General features: G+C 70.5%; 14 protein-coding genes. 7 read left to right on the forward strand and 7 right to left on the reverse strand.

Features of this window, described 5'->3' with window-relative positions; genetic code table 11:
• Positions 1 to 37: 37 nt before the first annotated feature.
• Positions 38 to 1528, forward strand: coding sequence for a CCA tRNA nucleotidyltransferase (locus tag EBN88_RS09835; RefSeq protein WP_456114798.1), 1491 nt, complete (start codon positions 38 to 40; stop codon positions 1526 to 1528).
• A gap of 38 nt (positions 1529 to 1566) precedes the next feature.
• Here EBN88_RS09835 and EBN88_RS09840 read toward each other — a convergent pair whose 3' ends face one another.
• From EBN88_RS09840 to EBN88_RS09850, 3 genes are all read right to left on the reverse strand, one after another.
• On the reverse strand, positions 1567 to 2913 hold the full coding sequence (locus EBN88_RS09840; RefSeq protein ID WP_233580571.1) for an MFS transporter: 1347 nt from the start codon (positions 2911 to 2913) through the stop codon (positions 1567 to 1569).
• The gene (locus EBN88_RS09845; RefSeq protein WP_122183427.1) at positions 2903 to 4447 is read right to left on the reverse strand and encodes a glycosyltransferase family 87 protein; all 1545 of its coding nucleotides are present in this window, start codon (positions 4445 to 4447) and stop codon (positions 2903 to 2905) included. The genes EBN88_RS09840 and EBN88_RS09845 overlap by 11 nt, the downstream gene beginning before the upstream one ends.
• Positions 4448 to 4600: 153 nt before the next feature.
• On the reverse strand, positions 4601 to 7294 hold the full coding sequence (locus EBN88_RS09850; protein WP_122183428.1) for a transglycosylase domain-containing protein: 2694 nt from the start codon (positions 7292 to 7294) through the stop codon (positions 4601 to 4603).
• Between the two features lie 445 nt (positions 7295 to 7739).
• Here EBN88_RS09850 and EBN88_RS09855 point away from each other — a divergent pair, with 445 nt between their 5' ends.
• The gene (locus tag EBN88_RS09855) at positions 7740 to 8378 is read left to right on the forward strand and encodes a PadR family transcriptional regulator (RefSeq protein WP_122183439.1); all 639 of its coding nucleotides are present in this window, start codon (positions 7740 to 7742) and stop codon (positions 8376 to 8378) included.
• A gap of 55 nt (positions 8379 to 8433) precedes the next feature.
• Entirely contained in the window at positions 8434 to 9516 is a 1083-nt protein-coding gene (locus tag EBN88_RS09860; RefSeq protein ID WP_122183429.1) for an inositol-3-phosphate synthase, read from the forward strand.
• Between the two features lie 205 nt (positions 9517 to 9721).
• Here EBN88_RS09860 and EBN88_RS09865 read toward each other — a convergent pair whose 3' ends face one another.
• The 3 genes from EBN88_RS09865 to EBN88_RS09875 all read right to left on the reverse strand — a co-directional run bounded on the left by EBN88_RS09865 (position 9722) and on the right by EBN88_RS09875 (position 12527).
• Positions 9722 to 10753, reverse strand: coding sequence for an alanine racemase (locus tag EBN88_RS09865; protein ID WP_122183430.1), 1032 nt, complete (start codon positions 10751 to 10753; stop codon positions 9722 to 9724).
• A gap of 168 nt (positions 10754 to 10921) precedes the next feature.
• On the reverse strand, positions 10922 to 12040 hold the full coding sequence (locus tag EBN88_RS09870; RefSeq protein WP_122183431.1) for a lipid II:glycine glycyltransferase FemX: 1119 nt from the start codon (positions 12038 to 12040) through the stop codon (positions 10922 to 10924).
• A gap of 160 nt (positions 12041 to 12200) precedes the next feature.
• The gene (locus EBN88_RS09875) at positions 12201 to 12527 is read right to left on the reverse strand and encodes a hypothetical protein (RefSeq protein ID WP_122183432.1); all 327 of its coding nucleotides are present in this window, start codon (positions 12525 to 12527) and stop codon (positions 12201 to 12203) included.
• 194 nt (positions 12528 to 12721) lie between these two features.
• Here EBN88_RS09875 and rpsF point away from each other — a divergent pair, with 194 nt between their 5' ends.
• The 4 genes from rpsF to rplI all read left to right on the forward strand — a co-directional run bounded on the left by rpsF (position 12722) and on the right by rplI (position 14559).
• Positions 12722 to 13012, forward strand: a complete 291-nt coding sequence (rpsF, locus tag EBN88_RS09880; protein ID WP_122183433.1) for a 30S ribosomal protein S6 — start codon at positions 12722 to 12724, stop codon at positions 13010 to 13012.
• A 213-nt stretch (positions 13013 to 13225) separates the two neighbouring features.
• Positions 13226 to 13792 carry a single-stranded DNA-binding protein gene (locus EBN88_RS09885; RefSeq protein ID WP_122183434.1) on the forward strand — a complete coding sequence of 189 codons (567 nt, stop codon included), beginning with the start codon at positions 13226 to 13228 and terminating at the stop codon, positions 13790 to 13792.
• Between the two features lie 56 nt (positions 13793 to 13848).
• Entirely contained in the window at positions 13849 to 14085 is a 237-nt protein-coding gene (rpsR, locus tag EBN88_RS09890; protein ID WP_003978893.1) for a 30S ribosomal protein S18, read from the forward strand.
• A 24-nt stretch (positions 14086 to 14109) separates the two neighbouring features.
• Positions 14110 to 14559 carry a 50S ribosomal protein L9 gene (gene rplI / locus EBN88_RS09895; protein WP_122183435.1) on the forward strand — a complete coding sequence of 150 codons (450 nt, stop codon included), beginning with the start codon at positions 14110 to 14112 and terminating at the stop codon, positions 14557 to 14559.
• Positions 14560 to 14696: 137 nt separating this feature from the next.
• On the opposite strand, the gene EBN88_RS09900 is transcribed toward rplI, so the two are convergent.
• Positions 14697 to 15986: an MATE family efflux transporter gene (locus EBN88_RS09900; RefSeq protein WP_233580572.1), complete on the reverse strand. Its 1290-nt coding sequence runs from the start codon at positions 15984 to 15986 to the stop codon at positions 14697 to 14699.
• Between the last annotated feature and the right edge of the window lie 96 nt (positions 15987 to 16082).

Raw genomic sequence — 16082 nt, forward strand, 5'->3', positions numbered from 1 at the left:
GGCGCCCGACGACCCGGGGCACGTACCCTGTGCTGTTGTGCCGAACGACAGGAAAGACACCAACGCCCGCCAAGCCACATCCGAGCTGAGCCAGGCGCAGCAGCTGGCCGTGGGGGAGCTGCTGCGGGTCTCCCCCATCGCCGACGATCTCGCCACCCGCTTCGCGGAGGCCGGGTTCACCCTGGTGCTGGTGGGGGGTTCGGTACGCGACGCGCTTCTGGGTCGGCTCGGCAACGATCTCGACTTCACGACGGACGCGCGCCCCGAGGATGTGCTGCGGCTGGTGCGGCCCTGGGCCGATGCCGTCTGGGACGTGGGCATCGCGTTCGGCACCGTGGGCTGCCGCAAGAGCGCCCCCTCGGGCGGCGACGCCTCCGTGCGTCGGGAGTACCAGCTGGAGATCACCACCTACCGCTCCGAGGCGTACGACCGGGACTCCCGCAAGCCCGAGGTCGTCTATGGCGACTCCCTCGAAGAGGATCTGCGGCGCCGGGACTTCACCGTCAACGCGATGGGCGTGGCGCTGCCGCGGAAGGAGTTCGTCGACCCTCACAACGGTCTCGCCGACCTCGCCCGGCGCGTGCTGCGCACCCCGGGCACCCCCGAGGAGTCCTTCTCGGACGATCCGCTGCGGATGCTGCGCGCGGCCCGGTTCGCCGCGCAGCTGGGCTTCACGGTGAGCGAGCCCGTGCGTGAGGCGATGAGGGGGATGGCCGAGCGGATCGACATCGTCTCCGCCGAGCGCGTGCGCGACGAACTGAACAAGCTGCTGCTGAGCCCGCATCCCCGCCAGGGGATCACGCTGCTCGTCGAGACCGGCCTGGCGGACCGGGTGGTGCCCGAGATCCCCGCCCTGCGCCTGGAGCGCGACGAACACCACCGGCACAAGGACGTCTACGAGCACAGCCTGACCGTGCTGGAGCAGGCCATCGACCTGGAGGACGGCCCGCCGGACCTGGTGTTGCGGCTGGCGGCGCTTCTCCACGACATCGGGAAGCCGAAGACCCGTCGGTTCGAGGGCGACGGGCGGGTCTCGTTCCACCACCACGAGATCGTCGGCGCCAAGCTCACCAAGCAGCGGATGGCCCGGCTCAAGTACCCCAACGAGCTGATCAAGGACGTCTCACGGCTGGTGGAGCTGCATCTGCGGTTTCACGGCTATGGGACCGGCGAGTGGACCGACTCGGCCGTGCGTCGCTATGTGCGGGACGCCGGGCCGCTGTTGGAGCGGCTGCACAAGCTGACGCGTTCCGACTGCACCACGCGGAACAAGCGGAAGGCGCAGGCGCTCTCCCGGGCCTACGACAGCCTGGAGGAGCGCATCGAGCGCCTCAAGCAGCAGGAGGAGTTGGACGCCATCCGCCCTGATCTCAACGGCAACGACGTCATGGAGATCCTGGGGCTGCCGCCCGGGCCCGATGTCGGGCGGGCCTACCGGTTCCTGCTGGAACTCCGCCTGGAGAAGGGGCCGCTGGGGCGCGAGGCCGCCGAGGCGGCGCTCAAGGAGTGGTGGGCCGAGCAGAGTTGAGCGCCGTGCCGCGCGCACGGCTCCCTCGACCTCGGCGCTCAACCCGCCGCGCTCGTCGCCGTTTCACGTGAAACAGTGCGCCGTCGCAGCCGGTGGATCAGCGCGGCGGTCAGCAGATAGATGGCGGAGACCAGGCAGAGCAACGCCGGGGAGCGGCCGTCGGAGGGCAGTATCAGCGCTGCCACCCCGGCCGCTCCCACAAAGGCGATGTTGTAGAGCATGTCGTAGAGCGAGAAGACCCGCCCCCGGAAGGCGTCCAGAACCGACGCCTGCACCACGGTGTCGGTGACGATCTTGGCGCTCTGGGAGACCAGCCCCAGCACAAACGCCGCCACCAGCATGGGCGCCGGCCGGAACGAGAGGCCCAGCGCCGGAACCAGCACCGCCGCCGACAGCGCGCAGCAGACATACCAGCCCAGCCGTCCCAGGCGGGCCACCAGCCAGGGCGTCATCAGGGCCGCCACAAAGAAGCCGGCGCCGGAGACTCCCACGGCCACGCCCAGCAGCGCGACGCCCTCGTCGCCGCCTTCGTTCCAGGCGTAGCGGCAGAGCATCAGCACGGTCACCAGCAGCGCGCCATAGCAGAACCGCATCAGCCCCACCCCCGTCAACGTCCCGGCGGCGAGGGGACGTTCGCGGAGATGGCGGAGGCCGGCGACCAGCCCTCGGCCGGTGGTGACAAGAGCGGCCCGCAGGTCCCGCCCCAGGGAGGCGTCGCTCGGGCCCAGCTGGTCCCGGCCCAGCCGCAGCGCGGACAGTCCCGCCAGAAGGTAGATCGCCGCCGCCAGCAGCAGCGCCAGCGTGTCCTTGGCGCCCTGGGAGCGGGCCAGCAGTTGAACGACGAAGGCGGCGCCCCCACCCACGGTGGCCGCGAGCGTGCCGGCCGTCGGGGAGAGGGAGTTGGCGACCACGAGCCGTTCCTCCTCGACCACCCGGGGCAGGGCCGCCGAGAGGCCGGCCAGGACGAAGCGGTTCACCGCCGTGACCAGCAGCGCCGACAGATAGAAGAGCCAGTCGGGGGCGCTGCCCAGGATCAGGGCGCAGGTCGCGACGACCAGCCCGCAGCGGAGCAGGTTGCCGAAGAGGAGCACCTGGCGTCGGCGCCAGCGGTCGAGCAGCACGCCCGCGAAGGGCCCCAACAGCGAGTAGGGGAGCAGGAGTACGGCCATGGCCGCCGCGATGTCCGTGGGCCTGGTCTCCTGCTCCGGGGCGAAGACCACATAGGTGGCGAGCCCCACCTGGAAGACGCCGTCGGCGAACTGGGAGAGCAGCCGCACCGTGAGGAGTCGGCGGAAGCCGCTGCCGCGCAGCAGCCCTCGGAGGTCCCGGATGACGGAGGCGCCCTGCGGCTGTCCTTCCGGCTGCGGCTGTCTTTCAGGTTTCACGTGAAACGTCGTTCGTGGTCTGCGGCGGCCAGGTGCGATCGGGCCGGGAGGGAACGGGGGGCGGTGGAGCGGCCGGCCGGGAAGTGCCCCAGGCGACATAGGCGTTGGGGGCCGCCGGCGGGATCGCCCGCCGGCGGCGCAGGGTGAAGGAGTCGGGCGCGCCGTCGAGCACCCCGCCGCCCGGGTCGTCCGAGCCGTCCCGGCGCACCGGGTCGTGCTCGGGCCGGAGGGCGTCGCGCACCACCATGGCGCAGAGGTAGGCGGTGCCCACCAGGTGCAGCAGGATGGCGAACTGGTAGCCGCCGACGGAGAGCCCCTGCTGGTCCTCCCCGTGGCGGTAGGCCAGATACATCCAGATCCCGAGGTAGTAGAGCACCTCGCACGCCTGCCAGACCAGGAAGTCCCGCCAGCGGGGGCGGGCCAGCACGGCCAGCGGGATCAACCAGAGCACATACTGCGGCGAGTAGACCTTGTTGGTGAGGACGAACAACGCCACGACCAGAAAGGCCAGTTGGGCCAGCCGGGGCCGTCTGGGAGCGCTCAGGGCCAGCAGCGCGATCCCGGCGCAGCCGAGCGCCATCAGCACCATGGCGTAGGTGTTGACCGCCTCCAGTGCGGTGTCGGCCCGTTGGGAGATGATCAGCCAGAACGAGCCCACATCCACCGGGCGGTCCTGGCTGAAGGTGTAGAACTTCGACCAGCCCTCCGGGGCCAGCAGCAGCACCGGAAGGTTGACCGCCAGCCAGGCGCCCACCGCGCCCAGGGTGGCGACACCGAACTCCCGCCAGCGTCCCGCGCGCCAGCAGAGCACCAGCAGCGGGCCCAGCAGCAGCGCCGGATAGAGCTTGGCCGCCGTCGCCAGGCCGATCAGCACGCCGGCCCATCCGGCCCGGTTGCGCGACCACAGCAGCAGGCCGGCGCAGGTGAGCGCGCCGGCCAACAGGTCCCAGTTGATGGTGGCGTTGAGCGCCAGGGCGGGGGCCAGCGCGACCAGCAGGCCGTCCCAGGGGCGGTTGCGGTGCAGCCGGGTCACGCAGACGGCGATCACCACGGCGCACACCAACAGTAGCCCCGCGTTGATCATCCAGTAGAGCTGGGCCTCGCGCATCCCGCCGCCGCCCGGGGTGAGCCAGGAGGCGACCTGCATGAAGAACCCGGTGAGCACGGGGTATTCCAGGTACTCCATGCCGCCGGAGACCGAGTCGGGCAGCCTGTCGAAGTAGGGGATCTGTCCCTCGGCGAAGCCGCGCGAGCTGTAGAGGTGCGGGATGTCGGAGTAGCAGGCGTGGGTGTACTGGCCCGTGGCGCCGTAGAACCAGTACTCCTCGTAGCAGGGGGCCTTCTGGACCATCCCCAGGGCGAACATCCCGATCGCGATCAGCGCGATCACCCGCACCGGGCTCCACCAGCCGCCGCCCTGGACCGCCCGCCGGCCGACGGGCCCCCCGATCAACTCGCTGCCCGCCGCCGCCACTTCGTCCTGGGCGGTGGGGTGAACGACGGTCGACTCGTGGGGATGCGCCATGGGGCCCATCCTGCCGCACGGGCGCCACGGGGGGCGGAGGGCGGGTCGGGCGTGCGGCGCGTGGCCCCGCCCGGCTGGCCGGGACCCGGGTGCGTGGCGGGAAACGACCGAGGGCCGGGTCATGGGTCCCTGCCCATGCCCGGCCCTCGATGGGGAGCCTCGCTAGCCCTGGCCCCAGAGCGTTCCGCTGTCTCCGTTCCCGCCGCCGTTGTCCTGTCCGGCGTCCTGGCCCTGGTCGGTTCCGACGTTGCCGCCGTTCTCCCCGCCGCCCTGGTCGGCCCCGGCGTCCTGGCCCGCGTCCTGCCCGCCGTCCTGGCCGGCGGTCTCGCAGTTCGGGTCCCAGATCTGGCACGGCTCGGTGGGCTCCGGGTCGGGTTCCGGCTCGGTGGGCTCCGGGTCGGGCTCCGTCTCGGTGGGCTCCGGGTCCGGCTCCTCCTCCTCGGTCGGGTCCGGGGCGTCGGGCGTCTCCGTCGGCACCGGCGGCGGGCTCTCCGCGCCACCGCCCCAGATGGTCTCCCCGATCTCCGGCGGCTCCGGGAACTCCGTGGGCTCGTCGTCGGCGGTGGCCTCCTTCATGAAGGCCAGCCAGACGGAGAGGGGAAGGCTGGAGCCGTTGATCCGCTCCATGCCGGCCGTGCCGCGCATCGACATGAAGCCGGCCTCCTCGCCCTCCGCGAGGTCCTCGGCGTCGTCGGCGATGCGCCACATGCCGACGGAGGTCGAGAGGTGCGGGGTGTAACCGACGAACCACGCGCTCTTGTTGTCGTCGGTGGTGCCGGTCTTGCCCGCCACCGGCTTGTCGAAGCCCTCCTCGACGATTCGGTGGCCGCTGCCCTGCTCGCTCTCCACCACGTCGGTGAGCACGTCGGTCACGTTGTCGGCGACCGCCGCCTCGATGGCCCGCTCGGTCGCGGTCTCGTGCTCCCAGGTGGAACCGTCGGGCTTGACGACCGAGACGACCGAGTAGGGGTCGGCCCGCTCGCCGCTGGCGGCGAAGGTGGCGTAGGCGGTGGCCATCCGGATCGGCCCCGGCGTGGAGACGCCCAGGGCGAAGGACGGCACCGAGTCGTCGGCCGGGCCGAGGCTGGACTCCAACAGGCCGGCGTCCTGGGCCACCTGGCTGACGGTGCTGGGGCCGATGTCCATGCCCAGCTGGACGAACGGCGTGTTGGCGGAGACCTCCATGGCCTCCCGCAGCGTCACCTCGCCCTGGGACCTGCCCTCGAAGTTGGCCTGGAACCACTCGACGTCGTCGCCGGTCTCCTCGTCCTCGACCAGCAGTGGATCGCCGTTGTACTTGTTGATCTGGAGGCGGTCCTCGCTGAGGTAGACGCTCTCGGGCGAGAGCTGGATGCGGTCCTCGCGGCTCTGTTCGGGGCCGCCCTCGGGATCGCGGATGCCCTCCTGCATCGCCGCCGCCAGCACGAAGGGCTTGAACGTCGAGCCCACCTGGGCGTTGGGCGCGTCGGCGTTGTTCACATAGTGCTCGGGGTAGCCGGCGCCGCCGTAGATCGCCACGATCGCGCCGTCGCCCGGGATCACCGAGGCGGCGCCGAACTGCACGTGCCGGTCCTCGGGGCGGGCCTCGGGGTCGATGTACTCCTCCTCGACCTGGGTGACGGCCTGCTCCATCTGGTCCATCATCTGACGGTCGAAGGTGGTGTGGATCTGGTAGCCGCCCTTGGCCAGCTCCTCCTCGCTGAGGATGTCGTTCGCGATGAGGTAGTTGTCCACCAGGGTGGTCAGATAGCCGATCTGACCCTCCTTCTCCATCGCGGGGGTGGGCTCACGCACCTCGGGGAACTCGTTGATCTCCTCGTACTCGGCCTGGGAGAGGTTGCCCACCTCCACCCGGCGGTCCAGGACGTACTGCCAACGCTCCTGGGCGCGTTCGAGGTTGGCCTCGTCGATCTCGCCGGTGGCACCGTACGGGTCGTAGAGCCCCGGCCCCTTGAGCAGGTTGGTGAGGAAGGCGCACTGGCTCGGGTCGAGATCGGTGGCGTCCACGCCGAAGTACGCCTGCGCGGCGGCCTGGATGCCGTGGGCGCCCCGGCCGTAGTAGGAGGTGTTGAGGTAGCCCTCCAGGATTTCCTCCTTGGAGCGCTCCGCACCCACCTTGATGGACAGCAGCAGCTCGCGCGCCTTGCGCTCCAGCGTCTGGTCCTGTGTCAGGTACATGTTCTTGACGAACTGCTGGGTGATGGTCGAGCCCGACTGGACTTCGCCGCCCCTGGCCATGTTGAGCACGGCCCGGCCGATGCCCATCGGGTCGATGCCCGAGTCCTCCCAGAAGGTGGCGTTCTCGGCCGCCACCACGGAGTCCCGCATCGCCTCGGGGATGTCCTCGTACGGGATGTTCTGCCGGTTGACCTCGCCGCCGGAGACCACCATCCGCTCGCCGTCGGCCCAGTAGTAGACGTTGCTCTGCTGCTGGGCCAGCTCGTTGGCGTCGGGGATCTCGGTCAGGGCGTAGGCCAGCCCGACCAGCCCGACCAGCAGGCCGAAGAACGCGACCGCCGAGCCGAGCACCTGTTTCCAGGAGGGCACCCAGCGGCGCAGCCCGTGCTTGTTGGCGCGCGGATAGTCGATCAGCCGCTTCCGCCCTCTGGGCTCGGCCCGCCTCCGCCGCCCGCCGCCCGTGGCGCCCTCGGACGCGCTGGCGGCGCGGCGGCGTCCTCCGCCGCCGCGCTGGGCGGCCCTTCTGGCCTCGGCGCGGCTGCCGTAGGCGCGCGGCTCGGGCACCCCCGGCGGAGCGTCCGGGGCCGAGGGGGGGGCGGGCGGCGGCTCGGCGCGATGGCCGGACGACGCGGCCCGGCGACCACGCGACTGCGGCGGCTTGCGACGGTGCTCGCTCATGGGGCAGCTACTCCTAGGACAGACATCCCTGCCTGTGGACGGCGGGTACTTCTGGTGGCCCGATCCCCCGGCGTGCGACCTGATTCCACGTTCGGGCGCACGTCACCTAGCACGGAGACGTCATCGCGCTCCGCAAGGTTCCCCGTTGGGCTGATCCGCACGGGCCCAGACTACGCAGCGCCAAAAGCCATCTTTCTTGCCAGAGTAGGCAATTGGGACATTACCCTGACGGTGAACTAAAGATGTGACCCCCTTCACCATCCCCGCGCTTGCCGACATCTCCCCGGCGTTCTATCTTTGCGATGTATCGAGCTGATACATCGGTTCAATGCATCGGGGCGAGCACCGCTGCGAGTATCGCCCGGATGTGGACGGACGAGCCTCCTTGTGGAGGCGCGGACAGGTAAGGCAAGGCACAACGATGCGGACGGAGGTGACCTCCCGGGTGAGCCGGCGTTCAGGCGTTCTGGAGTTCGCCGTACTCGGCCTCCTGCGCGAGGCCCCGATGCACGGGTACGAGCTGCGCAAGCGGCTCAACACCTCGCTCGGCGTCTTCCGTGCCTTCAGCTACGGCTCCCTCTACCCGTGCCTCAAGGCGCTGGTCCAACAGGGCTGGCTGGCCGAGGAGTCGGGCCGCGATCCGGACGACCCCCGTGCCACGCCGCTGTCCAACCGTCGTGCCAGGATCGTCTACCGCCTCACGGCCGAGGGCAAGGAGCGCTTCGAGGAGCTGCTCGCGCAGACCGGCCCCGACTCCTGGGAGGACGAGCACTTCGGGGTGCGCTTCGCCTTCTTCGGTCAGACCTCGCGGGACGTGCGGATGCGCGTCCTGGAGGGCCGCCGCAGTCGGCTTGAGGAGCGTCTCGCCAAGATGCGGGCCTCCATGGCCCGCACCAGGGAGAAGCTGGACGCTTACACCCTGGAGTTGCAGCGTCACGGCATGGAGTCCGTGGAGCGTGAGGTCCGCTGGCTCAACGAGCTGATCGAGAGCGAGCGGGAAGGACAGGAGCAGCGCGAACAGCGCGGCCTGGGAGGCGCGCGGGAGCGCGCACGCCCCGATCCGTCCGACGACAGCACCAACTAATCCCCCCGCGACGGAGCGGGGTCACGTCGAGAACACACAACAGGGAGCAACCGGAATGGGTTCGGTTCGCGTAGCCATCGCTGGCGTGGGCAACTGCGCCGCCTCGCTGGTACAGGGCGTCGAGTACTACAAGGACGCCGCCCCGGACAGCCGCGTCCCGGGTCTGATGCACGTCCAGTTCGGCGACTACCACGTCTCGGACATCGAGTTCGTGGCCGCCTTCGACGTTGACGCCAAGAAGGTCGGCATCGACCTGAGCGATGCCATCGGCGCCAGCGAGAACAACACCATCAAGATCTGTGACGTGCCCCCCACCGGCGTGACCGTGCAGCGCGGGCAGACCCACGACGGTCTGGGCAAGTACTACCGGGAGACCATCGTCGAGTCCGACGACGAGCCGGTCGACGTCGTCCAGGTGCTCAAGGACACCAAGGCCGACGTGCTGGTCTGCTACATGCCGGTCGGCTCCGAGGACGCGGCCAAGTACTACGCGCAGTGCGCCATCGACGCGAAGGTCGCCTTCGTCAACGCTCTGCCGGTCTTCATCGCCGGCACCAAGGAGTGGGCCGACAAGTTCGTCGAGGCCGGCGTCCCGATCGTGGGCGACGACATCAAGTCGCAGGTGGGCGCCACCATCACCCACCGCGTGATGGCCAAGCTGTTCGAGGACCGGGGCGTCATCCTGGACCGCACCATGCAGCTGAACGTCGGCGGCAACATGGACTTCAAGAACATGCTGGAGCGCGACCGGCTGGAGTCCAAGAAGATCTCCAAGACCCAGGCCGTCACCTCCCAGATCCCCGACCGGGACCTCGGCGAGAAGAACGTGCACATCGGCCCGTCGGACTACGTGGCCTGGCTGGACGACCGCAAGTGGGCCTATGTGCGGCTTGAGGGGCGGGCGTTCGGCGACGCGCCGCTCAACCTGGAGTACAAGCTGGAGGTCTGGGACTCCCCGAACTCGGCCGGCGTGATCATCGACGCGCTGCGCGCGGCGAAGATCGCCAAGGACCGTGGCATCGGCGGCCCGGTGCTCTCCGCCTCCTCGTACTTCATGAAGTCCCCGCCCGTGCAGTACTTCGACGACGTGGCGCGGGAGAACGTCGAGAAGTTCATCCGTGGCGAGGTCGACAGCTGAGACGACCCACCCCGGCGTCACGCGCGGCGTGACCCGACCCCCAGCGGCAGCCCCGGCCCGTTTCCGGGGCTGCCGCCGTTTCAGGGGCCGGGCGGGGGCCGGTGCTGGCCGGCCCGTTCGCACGGGTCCTGTGGCGGGGCGTTCCGGCGTCGGGTGGTTCTGGCGACGGGGCGTTCCGGCGACGGGGCGGCGGTGGCCGGGCGGCTCAGCGGTCCGTCAGGCGGTCCACCTGGGTGGTGGTGTGCCGCAGGATCGCCTTCAACTCGTCGCCCACCTTGGGCTCCTTGGCGTCCGCCGGCACGAACAGGATCGACACCTGCATGTGCGGCGGCTCGGCGAACCAGCGCTGCTTGTCGTCCCAGACGAACGGCGAGAGGTTCCGGTTGACCGTCGCCAGCCCGGCCCTGGCCATCCCCTTGGCCCGCGAGGTCATCCCGTGCAGCGCCTTGGGCGCCTCCAGGCCGACCCCGTGCGAGGTGCCGCCGGCCACCACCGCCAGCCAGCCGTCGCCCGGCGCCTTCTGCTGCCGGTAGCCGAAGCGGTCCCCCTTGGCGACCGGGGTGACGTCGAGCACCGCGCCCCGGTACTCGGTCGCGCCGTGGTCGCCCAGCCAGAGCCGCGTGCCGATCCGGGCCCGGAACCTGGTCTGTGGGAACTGCTGCCGCAGCCGCGCCAGTTCGCGCGAGCTGAGGTGGCTGACGAACATGGTGTCCAGCGGCAGCCGAGCGGCCCGCAGCCGGTCCATCCAGCCGATGACCTCCTCCACCGCGTCGCTGCCGTCGGTGCGGTCCAGCGGCAGGTGGATCGCGAAGCCCTCAAGACGGACGTCGTCGAGCGCGGCGTGCAGCTTGCCCAGGTCGCGCTCGGTCACGCCGTGGCGCTTCATCGAACTCATCACCTCGACCACCACCCGCGAGCCGACCAGCCCGTAGACGCCGTCCACGGACGAGGCCGAACGCACCACCCGGTCCGGCAGCGGCACCGGCTCCTCGGTGCGGCGGTAGGGCGTGAGAACGAGAATGTCGCCGCTGAAGCGGTCCTTCATGGCGGCGGCCTCGTAGGTGGTCCCCACCGCGATCATGTCCAGCTCCAGCAGGGAGACCTCCTCCGCCAGCCGGTCATGGCCGAAGCCGTAGCCGTTGCCCTTGCACACGGGAACCAGACCGGGGAAGTCGGCGACGACCGACCGCTGGTGCGCCCGCCAGCGGTCGGTCTCGACGTAAAGGGTGAGCGCCATGGCCGGGGTGACCCTTTCTACTGTTGTTCCGCTGAAGTTCTGCGGTGGCTGCTGGATGGCTGCTGGGTGTCTGCTCGGTGAGTCGGCTGGCGGGGCTGTCTGGCGGATCGGCTGGCGGGTCAGGTGGTGGGTCGGCGGACGGTGGTGACGGGGGGAGGGCCGGCCGGGTCAGCGCCGCGACATGTAGATGTCGAGCGCCTTGTGGAGCAGCTTGTTGAGCGGGAAGTCCCACTCACCGAGATACTCCGCCGCCTCGCCGCCCGTGCCCACCTTGAACTGGATCAGGCCAAAGAGATGGTCGGTGTCCTCCAGCGAGTCGCCGATGCCCCGCAGGTCGTAGACGTGCGCCCCGAGTTGGTGGGCGTCGCGCAGCATCTGCCACTGCATCGCGTTGGAGGGCCTGACCTCCCGCTTGTGGTTGGCCGAGGCACCGTACGAATACCACACATGGCCGCCCACGATCAGCATGGTCGCGGCGGCGACCGGCTCGCCCTCGTGGAGCGCGAAGTAGAGCCTCATGCGGTCGGGCTCCTCCTCGTTCAGAACCCGCCACATCCGCTCGAAGTACATCAGGGGACGCGGGCGGAACCGGTCACGTTCGGCCGTGACCTCGTAGAGCCGCTGCCAGGCCGGCAGGTCGTCGAAGCCGCCCCTGACCACCTGGACACCGGCCTTGTCCGCCTTCTTGATGTTCCGGCGCCAGAGTTGGTTGAAGCCCTTCTGCACATCGTCCAACGACCGGTCGCGCAGCGGGATCTGGAAGACATAGCGCGGCTGCACGTCGCCGAAGCCGGCGCCGCCGTCCTCGCCCTGCTGCCAGCCCATGCGCCGCAACTGGTCGGCGACCTCGAACGCCTTGGGCTCCAGAGAGGTCGCCTCGACGTCCCGCAGCCGCTTGACCTCGGGGTTCTGGATGCCCGCCTTGATCGCCGCCGCGCTCCATCGCCGAATCACCACCGGCGGGCCCATCTTGACGGAGAACGCGCCCTGCCGCTTGAGGTGCGCCAGCATCGGGCGCAGCCACTCCTCCAGGTTCGGCGCGTACCAGTTGATCACCGGCCCCTCGGGAAGATAGGCCAGATACCGCTTCAGCTTGGGGAGTTGACGGTAGAGCACCAGCCCGACGCCGACCAGGCGCCCGCCGGCGTCGAACCAGCCCAGCGACTCCGAGCGCCACTCAGCCTTGACGTCGCCCCAGGCCGGAACCTGCATATGGCTGGCCGACGGGAGCGAGCGGATGTACGCGAGGTGTTCGTCGCGGCTGATGGTCCTCAGGGTCAGGCTCATGCGGGCGCTCCTTGGGCGTCAAACGCAGCGTCTCGCCCGGAAGCCTAACGGCGCGGCGGGCCCCCGGGGACGGCGCGGTGGCGCTCGGCGCGCACGCGTGGCGCGCCGGCGCCCGCCTCCCGCCCCGCTCCCCGGCGGTGCTCCCGCGAGCGGCGCCCCCTCAGCCGGGCCAGCCCGGGAAGAGCCCGCCGTGGGAGAGCCCCAGATAGAGACCGACCCCGGCCGCGCCCATGCCGATCACGGTCACAAAGCGCTGACCCGTGGTCGCGGAGATCAACTGGCTGACCGCGCCGATCAGAAGACCGGCAAGCCCCGTCCAGCTGCTGATCACATGCAGTCCGGAGAAGATCGATGTGATCGCCGCGATCAGGCCCAGCAGCAGGGTGATCGAGGCGAGCGCGTTCTCCCTGGGGTGCGCTCGGCCATCGGTGTTCAGCAGGGAACCGACGGTGTGGGCGAACGGACCGCGGTGTGCTGCCTGAGTCATAAGAGACCCTTCGTTGGCTTTCGTCCCTATCTATCCAGATTGCAGCGCTCTCCGGGAGGATTTCAACCGGAAGGCGGGATGCGGGTACGGTGTACTGTCCGCGCCCGGTTCTCCGACCGGGGGTGGACCGCATCACGACCCTCCTGCCACGGAACGCCCGTGGCCGCCTGAGTCCAGAGGAGGTGGGTTCACGTATGCGTCACTACGAGGTGATGGTGATCCTCGACCCCGACCTTGAGGAGCGTTCCGTCGCTCCCCTGATCGAGTCGTTCCTGTCCGTGGTCCGCGAGGCCAACGGCAAGGTCGAGAAGGTCGACACCTGGGGTCGTCGCCGTCTCTCCTACGAGATCAACAAGAAGCCCGAGGGCATCTACTCGGTGATCGACCTCCAGGCCGAGCCCGATGTCGTCAAGGAACTCGACCGGCAGATGAACCTCAACGAGTCGGTCATGCGGACCAAGGTCCTGCGGCCGCTCACGCGCTGATCCAGCGGATCGACGCGACAACCGAGGCATCAGTCGAGGTCGAACGCCCGTGGCGCGCCCCCCGGGGCGTCGTCGTGAAGGGCGTCGGAACGGCATCAACTCAGCCGAGAACGTGGGCCGATGGACGCCGGTGACCGCACGCGGTCACCACTGTCAGTGCCATGAGTCATCATCGCAGCAACAGCAGTTAACCCCCGCCGAGAGGTACCCCCAATGGCAGGCGAGACCGTCATCACGGTCGTCGGCAACCTGGTCGATGACCCCGAGCTGCGCTTCACCCCATCCGGTGCGGCGGTCGCGAAGTTCCGTGTCGCGTCCACGCCGAGGATCTTCGACCGGCAGACCAGCGAGTGGCGGGACGGCGAGAGTCTTTTCCTCACCTGCTCGGTCTGGCGCCAGGCCGCGGAGAACGTCGCGGAGTCGCTCACCAAGGGCACCCGCGTCATCGTCCAGGGCCGGCTCAAGCAGCGGTCCTACGAGGACCGTGAGGGCGTCAAGCGCACGGTCTTCGAGTTGGAGGTCGACGAGGTCGGCGCCAGCCTGAAGAACGCGACGGCCAAGGTCACCAGGACCGCCGGCCGTGGTGGCCAGCAGGGCGGTGGCGGCTGGGGCGGCGGCGGAGGCCAGGGCGGTCCCGCAAGCGGCGGCCAGCAGGGCGGCGGAGCGCCGGGGGGCGACCCCTGGGCGACCGGCGCTCCCGCGGGCGGCGGCCAGCAGGGCGGCGGCGGTGGCGGCTGGGGCGGCGGTGGCGGCGGCTACTCGGACGAGCCCCCGTTCTGAGCGCGGTGCGTTCGACCCAAGCACCCAACTTCTTTTGAGATCACCGGAGAAAGACGATGGCGAAGCCGCCCGCGCGCAAGCCGAAGAAGAAGGTTTGCGTGTTCTGCAAGGAGAAGATCTCCTACGTTGACTACAAGGACACGAACCTGCTGCGGAAGTTCATTTCCGACCGTGGCAAGATCCGTGCCCGCCGGGTCACCGGCAACTGCACCCAGCACCAGCGCGATGTCGCCACGGCCGTCAAGAACAGCCGTGAGATGGCGCTGCTGCCCTACACCTCGACCGCTCGCTGACCGGAAAGGATGGTATGACGCGTCATGAAGATCATCCTGACCAATGAGGTCTCCGGCCTGGGCATGGCCGGCGACGTCGTCGAGGTGAAGGACGGGTACGCCCGTAACTACCTGCTCCCCCGTGGTGTGGCCATTCGCTGGACCAAGGGCGGGGAGAAGGACGTCGAGCAGATCCGTCGCGGTCGCAAGATCCGCGAGATCGCCTCGATCGAGCAGGCCAACGACGTGAAGGCCCAGCTGGAGGGCGTCACCGTCCGGCTGAAGGTGCGCGCCGGCTCCGGCGGGCGGCTCTTCGGCTCGGTCACCCCGGCCGACATCGCCACGGCGGTGAAGAGCGCGGGTGGCCCCGATGTGGACAAGCGCCGCATCGAGCTGGGCACCCCGATCAAGAGCCTGGGCTCGCACCGGGTCTCCGTCCGGCTGCACCCCGAGGTCGTGGCCAACGTGGGCATCACGGTGGACGCCGCCAAGTAACGTCGTGTGACGCCCCCGAGCGGGGCGTTGGCGTGGCTCCACGGGCCGCGTCCCGGTCGCCCTCGCGGCTGCCGGGACGCGGCCTCCGTGCGTTCCGTGCGTTCCGTGGCTGTTCGGGGTCGGCGTAGGGGGCCGGCTCAGGCCGGGGAGGCGCCGGTCACCATCCAGCGGCCCGTCCTGGTCCGCAGCCCCAGGGTGAGCAGCCGGGTGCCCATCATCAGCCCGGCGATGGCGGCCCACAGCGCGGTCACGCCGCCGCCCAGCACGGGCACCAGCAGCGCCACCGGCGCGAAGACCAGCAGCGTCAGCAGCATGGCGCCCGCCAGATACCGCCCGTCGCCCGCGCCCATCAGCACCCCGTCCAGCACGAAGACCACGCCGGCCACCGGCTGGGTCACGGCCATGACCAGGAGCACGGGCAGAAGCTGTTCGCGCACCTCGTGGTCGCCGGTGAACAGCCGCAGGGCGAGCGGGCTCGCCACGATCAGCAGCACCGCGAGCGCCGCCCCGCCGACCGCGCCCCACCAGACCATCCGGCGGCACGCCTCCCGGGCGCCGGCCCGGTCGGCGGCGCCGAGATACCGGCCGATGATCGCCTGACCCGCGATGGCGACCGCGTCCAGCGCGAAGGCGAGCAGGGTCCAGATGGTCAGCGCGATCTGGTGCGCCGCGACGTCCGCGTCGCCCAGCCGCGCGGCGATGGCCGTGGCGATCAGCATCACGGCGCGCAGCGAGAGGGTCCGCACCAGCAGGGGAACGCCGGCCCGCGCGTTGGACCGCAGCCCGGCCGCGCTCGGCCGCAGGTCGGCGCCGTGGGCGCGGGCGCCCCTGACCACCACCCGCAGATAGACGGCGGCCATGCCCCACTGGGCGATCACGCTGCCCCAGGCGGAGCCGGCGACGCCCTGGTCGAGGCCGTAGATGAGGAGCGCGTTGAGCGCGATGTTGGCGCCGAAGCCGCCGAGCGCCACCAGCAGCGGGGTGCGGGTGTCCTGGAGTCCGCGCAGCACCCCGGTCGCGGCCAGCACCATCAGCATCGCGGGGATGCCGAGCGCGCTGATCCGCAGATAGCTCACGGCGTGCGGGGCCGCCGTCGCGGAGGCGCCGAAGGCGTCGACGACGGCGGGGGTGAGCGGAACGAGCACCGCCACCAGCGCGACGCCCAGCAGCAGGGCCAGCCAGACGCCGTCCATGCCGCGCCGGATGGCGGTGGGGAGGTCGCCGGCGCCCACGCTTCTGGCGACCGAGGCGGTGGTGGCGTAGGCGAGGAAGACGAAGACGTTGACCACGGTGGTCAACAGGGCGGCGGCGACGCCGAGTCCGGCGAGCTGGGCGGTGCCCAGATGGCCGATCATGGCGCTGTCGGCCATCAGGAAGAGCGGCTCGGCGACCAGGCTGCCGAAGGCGGGCAGCGCGAGGGCGAGAATCTCCCGGTCGTGCCGCCGCGCCCGCCGCCGGTCGCGGCGCGGCGCGTCGGCCCCGGTCGGCCGCTCGCGCGGCGGCTCGCCCGACGACCGCTCGCA

It is taken from the genome of Streptomyces triticirhizae, assembly GCF_003696235.1.
In the GTDB taxonomy this organism is placed as follows: Bacteria; Actinomycetota; Actinomycetes; order Streptomycetales; family Streptomycetaceae; genus Streptomyces; species Streptomyces triticirhizae.

Excerpts from the sequence above, each read along its gene's own strand:
- EBN88_RS09845 (WP_122183427.1), bottom strand. The coding sequence starts at position 4,447 with ATGGGCCCCATGGCGCATCCCCACGAGTCGACCGTCGTTCACCCCACC.
- EBN88_RS09850 (WP_122183428.1), bottom strand. The coding sequence starts at position 7,294 with ATGAGCGAGCACCGTCGCAAGCCGCCGCAGTCGCGTGGTCGCCGGGCC.
- EBN88_RS09860 (WP_122183429.1), top strand. The coding sequence starts at position 8,434 with ATGGGTTCGGTTCGCGTAGCCATCGCTGGCGTGGGCAACTGCGCCGCC.
- EBN88_RS09865 (WP_122183430.1), bottom strand. The coding sequence starts at position 10,753 with ATGGCGCTCACCCTTTACGTCGAGACCGACCGCTGGCGGGCGCACCAG.
- EBN88_RS09870 (WP_122183431.1), bottom strand. The coding sequence starts at position 12,040 with ATGAGCCTGACCCTGAGGACCATCAGCCGCGACGAACACCTCGCGTAC.
- EBN88_RS09875 (WP_122183432.1), bottom strand. The coding sequence starts at position 12,527 with ATGACTCAGGCAGCACACCGCGGTCCGTTCGCCCACACCGTCGGTTCC.
- rpsF (WP_122183433.1), top strand. The coding sequence starts at position 12,722 with ATGCGTCACTACGAGGTGATGGTGATCCTCGACCCCGACCTTGAGGAG.
- EBN88_RS09885 (WP_122183434.1), top strand. The coding sequence starts at position 13,226 with ATGGCAGGCGAGACCGTCATCACGGTCGTCGGCAACCTGGTCGATGAC.
- rpsR (WP_003978893.1), top strand. The coding sequence starts at position 13,849 with ATGGCGAAGCCGCCCGCGCGCAAGCCGAAGAAGAAGGTTTGCGTGTTC.
- rplI (WP_122183435.1), top strand. The coding sequence starts at position 14,110 with ATGAAGATCATCCTGACCAATGAGGTCTCCGGCCTGGGCATGGCCGGC.